The following is a 5200-nucleotide window of genomic DNA, read 5'->3' as shown; positions in this document are numbered from 1 at the left end:
GACGCAAGGCCAGGCCCACGCCCACCACCAGCAGCGCCAGGGCCCCGGCGCCGATCACCAGGCTTGGCTTTTTCACAGGGCGTGTGCCTCTTCAGCCGGGGCCGGCGCGGGGTCCGCGGCGGCAGATTCCTGGGCCTGGAGCTGGGCCGCGTGCTGGCTGTATTCGCGCAGGTAGACGATGAATTCCTGCAGCAGGCGGTCCCAGAGTTCCAGCTGGCTGCGCAGGTGGCTTTCGCCCACGCCGGCCACCACCACGTCCATTTCCATCACCAGGAACTCACCCTGCAACGCCAGGCGGGCAAAGCGCCGCGAGGCATTCCACAGTTGCGCCAGGCCATCCGGCAAATCGCCCTGGACCCGCAGCGCGCAGCTGTAGGTGAAATCCACGTAGTGGCCCGGCTCCGCCGCCGGGTTGCCGAAGCGCACGGCAAAGCCGATGCCCTGGCTGGCGCTGAGCAGTTGCACGATGGCGTTCTGTTCGCTCTGGTTGACCCGGTAGCCGGCCTCTTGCAGCAGCTCGGTAAGGCTTGGCACGGTGACGCTGGTAATCAGTTGTGGGCTGTTCATGCAGGTTCTTCCTTGTCAGTCAGGGGTTGATCGCAGCCTGGGGGGCATCGAAACGGTTCTGGTACAGCCCGTCGCCAAAGCCCTGGGCCAGTTCCTCGAACTTGACCCGGGCGCCGCTGGCAAACGGCTGGCGGATTTTCATCACGTCGGCCACGTCGATTTTTTCGTAGGCCGCCAGTACCTCTTTGGCGACCTCGTACATCTGCTGATTCTTGACCGAACATTGCTGCACTTGTGTGTCACGTTCGGCCAACAGCCCTTGCAACCGCGCACGCTCGGTCTCTTTGCCCCGAGCCATGACCAGCAGCTCGTCATAGGCCTTCTTGAACTTGCCGGCCTGCTCGCTGCTGGCCGCCACCTGGGCCTGGGCCTGGCTGTGCAGGCTTTGCTGCTGGCCGGCCAGTTGTTCGGCCAGGGCCCGGGTCTTGTCCAGCTCGGCGGTCAGTTGCCTGATTTGCGCCTGGGCCTGCTTTGTCTGGTTTTCCGCGGCGCTGCGCGCAGCACTGGCCTGGGCCTGCTCGCTTTGCAGGGCCTGCAATTGCGCGGTGGTGCTGCGCAGCTGGGTGCGCAGGCGCTCTTCCATGCCTTCGGCCGAGGCACCGCTGGCGGCCAGGCCGCCCAGGGCCAGCAACAGGCAGCAAGCGCCTGCCCGGGTTCGCGTGTTCATGTGGCGTCTCCCTGCGCGTCAGAAGCGCGTGTTGATTTCCAGCTGCATGACGTCGACTTCAAACGGCGCGCCATACACCTCTGAAGCGCTCAACCAACGGGCACTGGCGTAGATGTTCTTGTCGATGCCGTAGTTGCCGCCGATGAAATAGCCCTTGGCGTTGGTGCCGCCCAGGTGAAACGACGAGTCGTTGAAGCCGTCCGGCAAGGCGTCGGGCTGGATGTACTTGTAGCCCGCCAGCAGGTTCCAATCGCCGGCCTTTTTCATCTCCAGCGCGCTGCCCAGGGTGAACTGCACCATCAGCGCGTTGGCGCCGCTTTCAAACTGGCCCTTGCGGTTGATGTTGTTGACGATCTCGCCCTCGCTGCGCTTGAGCATCTCGCCCTTGTCGTAGGCCAGGTTGTGAATGAAGTTGGTCTGGCTGCGCAGCTTGAGGTCGTCCGGCAACTCGGCATCCCACACCAGGTTCAGGTCGAGCACGTCGAACTTGGACGCCAGGCCGACGTACTGCGGCTGCGGGGTCAGGCCGGGCGTGGCCGGGTTGGGGCTGATGTCGCGCAGCAGGAACACGCTGTTGCCCTTCTGCATGAAGGCCACCCGCGAGCCGTCGCTGTCACACGCCGGCTGGCCGGCCCAAGGCGTGCAGGGGCTGGAGCGCTGGCCTTCGATATCGTCGAAGCGGTAATAGGCCAATGCGCCTTTCAGGCTGTTGCCACGGTTGATCCGCCAGTTGGCGCCGATCTGCCCGCCGAACAGCCACTTGTTGTCGCTGTCTTCCTTGTCCAGGCCGTTGCTGCTGGCGGTGTCGGAGCTGTACTCCACCGGGAACGCGCCCAGGGTGCCGAACAGCCCCCAATCGCTGTTGAGCGTGTGATTGAAGATCGCCGCCACGCCGTCGAAGTTGAGGTCGTTGGAATACATCATGTCGGTGGAGAAAAACGGGTTGGCGATCCGCCCGCCGGTCAGGGTCAGGTCCTGGGTGGCCTTCCAGGTCAGGTAGCCCTGGTCGAGCCAGATGTCCTTCTTGCCAAAGCCGCCGCCCAGGGTCTGGGTGGTGGACACCGGGTTGTTGTCGGAGCCGGTGCCGATCCGCACGCCGGCGGTCCACTCCGGCGAAATCAGCGCTTTCATGCCCAACCGGGCGCGCAGGCGGAACAGGTTTTCCCGATCTTCGCGGGTGTTGAGCAAGGGTGGCAGCTTGGTGTTGGTGTCTTTGTTGACGTCGTAGGGGCCCGTGTCGTTGAGCTTGGCGTAGTCGACGATTTCATTGCTGTTGTTGCCCGAGTAGTAGCGCGACTCGTCCCGCAGGCGGATGTCGCCGTCGAAGCTGATACGCGACACCCAGTCGGGGAAGGTGTTGGGCTGGGCCCAGTTTTCCTGCTTGGCGGTGGCCATGACCTCGGCCTTGACCTGATCGCGGATCTGGTCGCGCACCGCCGTCGGTACGTACTGCACCCGCACATCCCCCGGGGCGGTGGCGGGGCCGGCCGCCACCGCCGTCGCGTTGCTGGCCTGACGGGCCTGGCGGGCTTCGCTTTCAGCCTGGGCAATCAGCCCGTCGGCCTGTTCCTGCTTGAGCACACCCTGCTGCACCAGCAGGCGGATCAGGTTGATCGTGGCGTTTTCCGAAGGCGCGGCCGGGGCAGCCGTCGCCTGGCCGACCAAGGTCGCAATGACCATGCCGACCGCCAGGGTCAATCGATTCACGTGGGAAATCATCTGCACACAACTCCTGTAGAAAACTGCAAATAGGGTTCGATCAATCCGGACGCCGGCCCTTGAGGGACAGGCGCACCGGCAGGGTCAGCGAGGCCGGCGTGCGTTCCTTGAGGCGCGGTGTGGCGCGCAACGCCGCCAGCACCTGGGCATCGGTCTGCGGGTCGCCACTGGACTGCACCAGCTCGGCCCGGGTGACCTGGCCATCGGCGCTCAACCACAGGTCCGCCTGTACCGCGTAGGCCTTCTTGCGCAGCTCCGGGTCTTCGCGCAGCAGGCGCTGGAAGGTCGCCGCCAGGTACTGCTTGAACGTCCCGGTGCCCAGGCCGCCGCCACCGGAACCGGCCATGCCGCCACCCTTGCCGGCGCCGATGTTGAAACCGTCGTTGCCGGACTGGGCATCGCCGTCGATCTGCATCGGGTTGGCCAGGTCCTGGGCCGGGTTGGGCGGCGCCTCTTCCTCGGGCTTGACCTGTTCCGGCTCCGGCGTCGGCTCGGGTTCGGGGACCTTTTCCTCGACCTGGGGCTCGGGCTCCTTGGGCTTTTCCGGGGGCGGCGGGGGTAGCGGCGGCAAGGGAATGATGGTCGGCACCTTGGGCGCTTCACGGCGCACGCCGCTCATGTCATTGGCCCATTGCCAGAGCAGCCAGGCCGCCACCGCGCCCAGCAGCAGGCCCGCGCCCCACTTCAACAGGCGCGCGGCGCGCGGCGTGTGCCGCACCGGTGGCAGCTGGATAGGTTGTTGTGCGGTCATGGCTCAGCCCTGGCTCGGTTTGCCGGTGACCAGCCCGACCTGGGACAGCTCCAGGCGCCGCAGCAGGTCGAGCACCTCGATCACCTTCTGGTACTGCACCGTGGCATCGCCGCGGACAATCACCGGAAAGTCCGGGCTCTGGGCCTTCTCGATACGCAGGCGCTCTTCCAGCTCGGCCAGGGTCACCGGGTAGGCATCGAGGAACACCTGGCCACCGTCGTTCACCGAAATCGCCTTGGTCTTGGCCTCGGACAACGACACCGAGGCACTGGCCTTGGGCAGGTGGATCTGGATCCCCGAGACCTGGGCGGTGGCGGTGAGGATAAACATCACCAGCACCACCATCAGCACGTCCACCAGGGGCGTGATGTTGATGCTGTCGACGGCGGCGTCTTCTTCGTCGTCATGGGAGGCGTTCACGGAAGCCATGGCGGTTCTCCTCAGGCCGGTACGGAAGCGTTGGGATGGCTGACCCGCCAATGGGCGTTTTCGCTGTGCTGGCTCTCGCCGTGCATCTCCGCCAGGCGGGTGATGAACTCGTCGACGAACACCCGCATGTCGGCGCTGACCTCGCGGTTGCGGGTGATCAGGCGGTTGTAGCCAAACAGCGCCGGGATCGCGACGAACAGGCCCATGGCGGTGGCCAGCAGGGCCGCGGCCATGCCCGGGGCGATGGCGTTGATGTTGACGTCACCGGCCATGGCCGTGCCGAGGAACACCACCATGATCCCCAGCACCGTGCCCAACAGGCCGATATAGGGCCCGCCGGCGATGGCGTTGGACAGGGTCGACAGCTTGGCGCTGAGCTGCTGGTTTTCCCGGGTGCGCACCCCGTCCATGGAGCAGCGGATGGCTTCGATGGTGGCCGCCGAGACCGACGACGTGTCGGCGCCCTGGGCCCGCCGGGTGCGGATCTCCTTGACCGCCACCAGGTACAGGCGCCACAGCGAGGAATGGGTCAGGCGTTCAGCCAGTTGCGGGTCGTCGGCGAACATTTCCAGGCGCGTGCCGATCTGCGCGAACTGCTCGCGAAAGACTTCATTGGCACTGCTGACCCGGCTGACCATGCGGTTCTTGCGCAGCATGATCACCCAGGACTGGATCATCATCCCCACCAGCACCAGGATGATCACCCAGGCGTCCACCGGCACCGCGTTGAGCAGAAAGCCCAGGCTGCCGAAACCGAAACCCGACTGTTCTTCATCGACGCCATAAACCACCAGCTTCGACTCGGCGCCCTGGGCGCTGGCGTCGGCCAGGAGCAAGGCGGCCGGGCGCGAGACCTTGGACAGGCGCAGCTCGTCCAGGGCCCCGGTGAATGGCAGGTGGGTGCTGGCGGCGTCCGGCAGGTCGGCACCGATGGCCAGGGGCGAATTGAACGCCGGCAGCGCCAGGGCCAGGCTCGCGGTTTCGCGGCCGTTGAGGTAGAGCGCGACCCGCTCGCCCTGGGCGGTAAAGGCCAGGTGTTGCCATTGACCGGGGTTCAGCGGCTGGCT

Annotated in this window: 6 protein-coding genes (1 of these 6 cut by a window edge); all 6 read right to left on the bottom strand. The window is 66.0% G+C overall.

The window, feature by feature from the left end:
• Positions 1-72: 72 nt before the first annotated feature.
• Tightly spaced (at most 40 nt apart), the 6 genes in view from CF161_RS00170 to CF161_RS00145 form a layout consistent with a single transcriptional unit that may run on beyond the window.
• On the bottom strand, positions 73-567 hold the full coding sequence (locus tag CF161_RS00170) for a YbjN domain-containing protein (RefSeq protein WP_020294499.1): 495 nt from the start codon (positions 565-567) through the stop codon (positions 73-75).
• A 19-nt stretch (positions 568-586) separates the two neighbouring features.
• Complete coding sequence (locus CF161_RS00165; protein WP_020294498.1) at positions 587-1234, bottom strand: hypothetical protein; 648 nt, start codon at positions 1232-1234, stop codon at positions 587-589.
• 18 nt (positions 1235-1252) lie between these two features.
• Complete coding sequence (locus CF161_RS00160) at positions 1253-2953, bottom strand: putative porin (protein ID WP_020294497.1); 1701 nt, start codon at positions 2951-2953, stop codon at positions 1253-1255.
• Positions 2954-2993: 40 nt separating this feature from the next.
• Entirely contained in the window at positions 2994-3704 is a 711-nt protein-coding gene (locus CF161_RS00155; RefSeq protein ID WP_020294496.1) for an energy transducer TonB, read from the bottom strand.
• 3 nt (positions 3705-3707) lie between these two features.
• The gene (locus tag CF161_RS00150) at positions 3708-4133 is read right to left on the bottom strand and encodes a biopolymer transporter ExbD (protein ID WP_020294495.1); all 426 of its coding nucleotides are present in this window, start codon (positions 4131-4133) and stop codon (positions 3708-3710) included.
• 11 nt (positions 4134-4144) lie between these two features.
• A protein-coding gene (locus tag CF161_RS00145; RefSeq protein ID WP_020294494.1) for a DUF2341 domain-containing protein crosses the window boundary here: on the bottom strand, positions 4145-5200 show its 3' portion. 741 nt of this gene lie beyond the right edge of the window; the window shows 1056 of its 1797 coding nt (coding positions 742-1797); the start codon falls outside the window, past its right edge; it ends in the stop codon at positions 4145-4147.

It is taken from the genome of Pseudomonas sp. CF161 (genome assembly GCF_000416215.1).
Lineage (GTDB): Bacteria > Pseudomonadota > Gammaproteobacteria > Pseudomonadales > Pseudomonadaceae > Aquipseudomonas.
Note: the sequence above shows the minus strand (reverse complement) of the source record. Positions and strands in the feature narration are given on the sequence as shown.

What these genes read in the sequence shown, in the direction of transcription:
- CF161_RS00170 (WP_020294499.1), bottom strand. Translation starts at nt 567, where the DNA reads ATGAACAGCCCACAACTGATTACCAGCGTCACCGTGCCAAGCCTTACC.
- CF161_RS00165 (WP_020294498.1), bottom strand. Translation starts at nt 1,234, where the DNA reads ATGAACACGCGAACCCGGGCAGGCGCTTGCTGCCTGTTGCTGGCCCTG.
- CF161_RS00160 (WP_020294497.1), bottom strand. Translation starts at nt 2,953, where the DNA reads ATGATTTCCCACGTGAATCGATTGACCCTGGCGGTCGGCATGGTCATT.
- CF161_RS00155 (WP_020294496.1), bottom strand. Translation starts at nt 3,704, where the DNA reads ATGACCGCACAACAACCTATCCAGCTGCCACCGGTGCGGCACACGCCG.
- CF161_RS00150 (WP_020294495.1), bottom strand. Translation starts at nt 4,133, where the DNA reads ATGGCTTCCGTGAACGCCTCCCATGACGACGAAGAAGACGCCGCCGTC.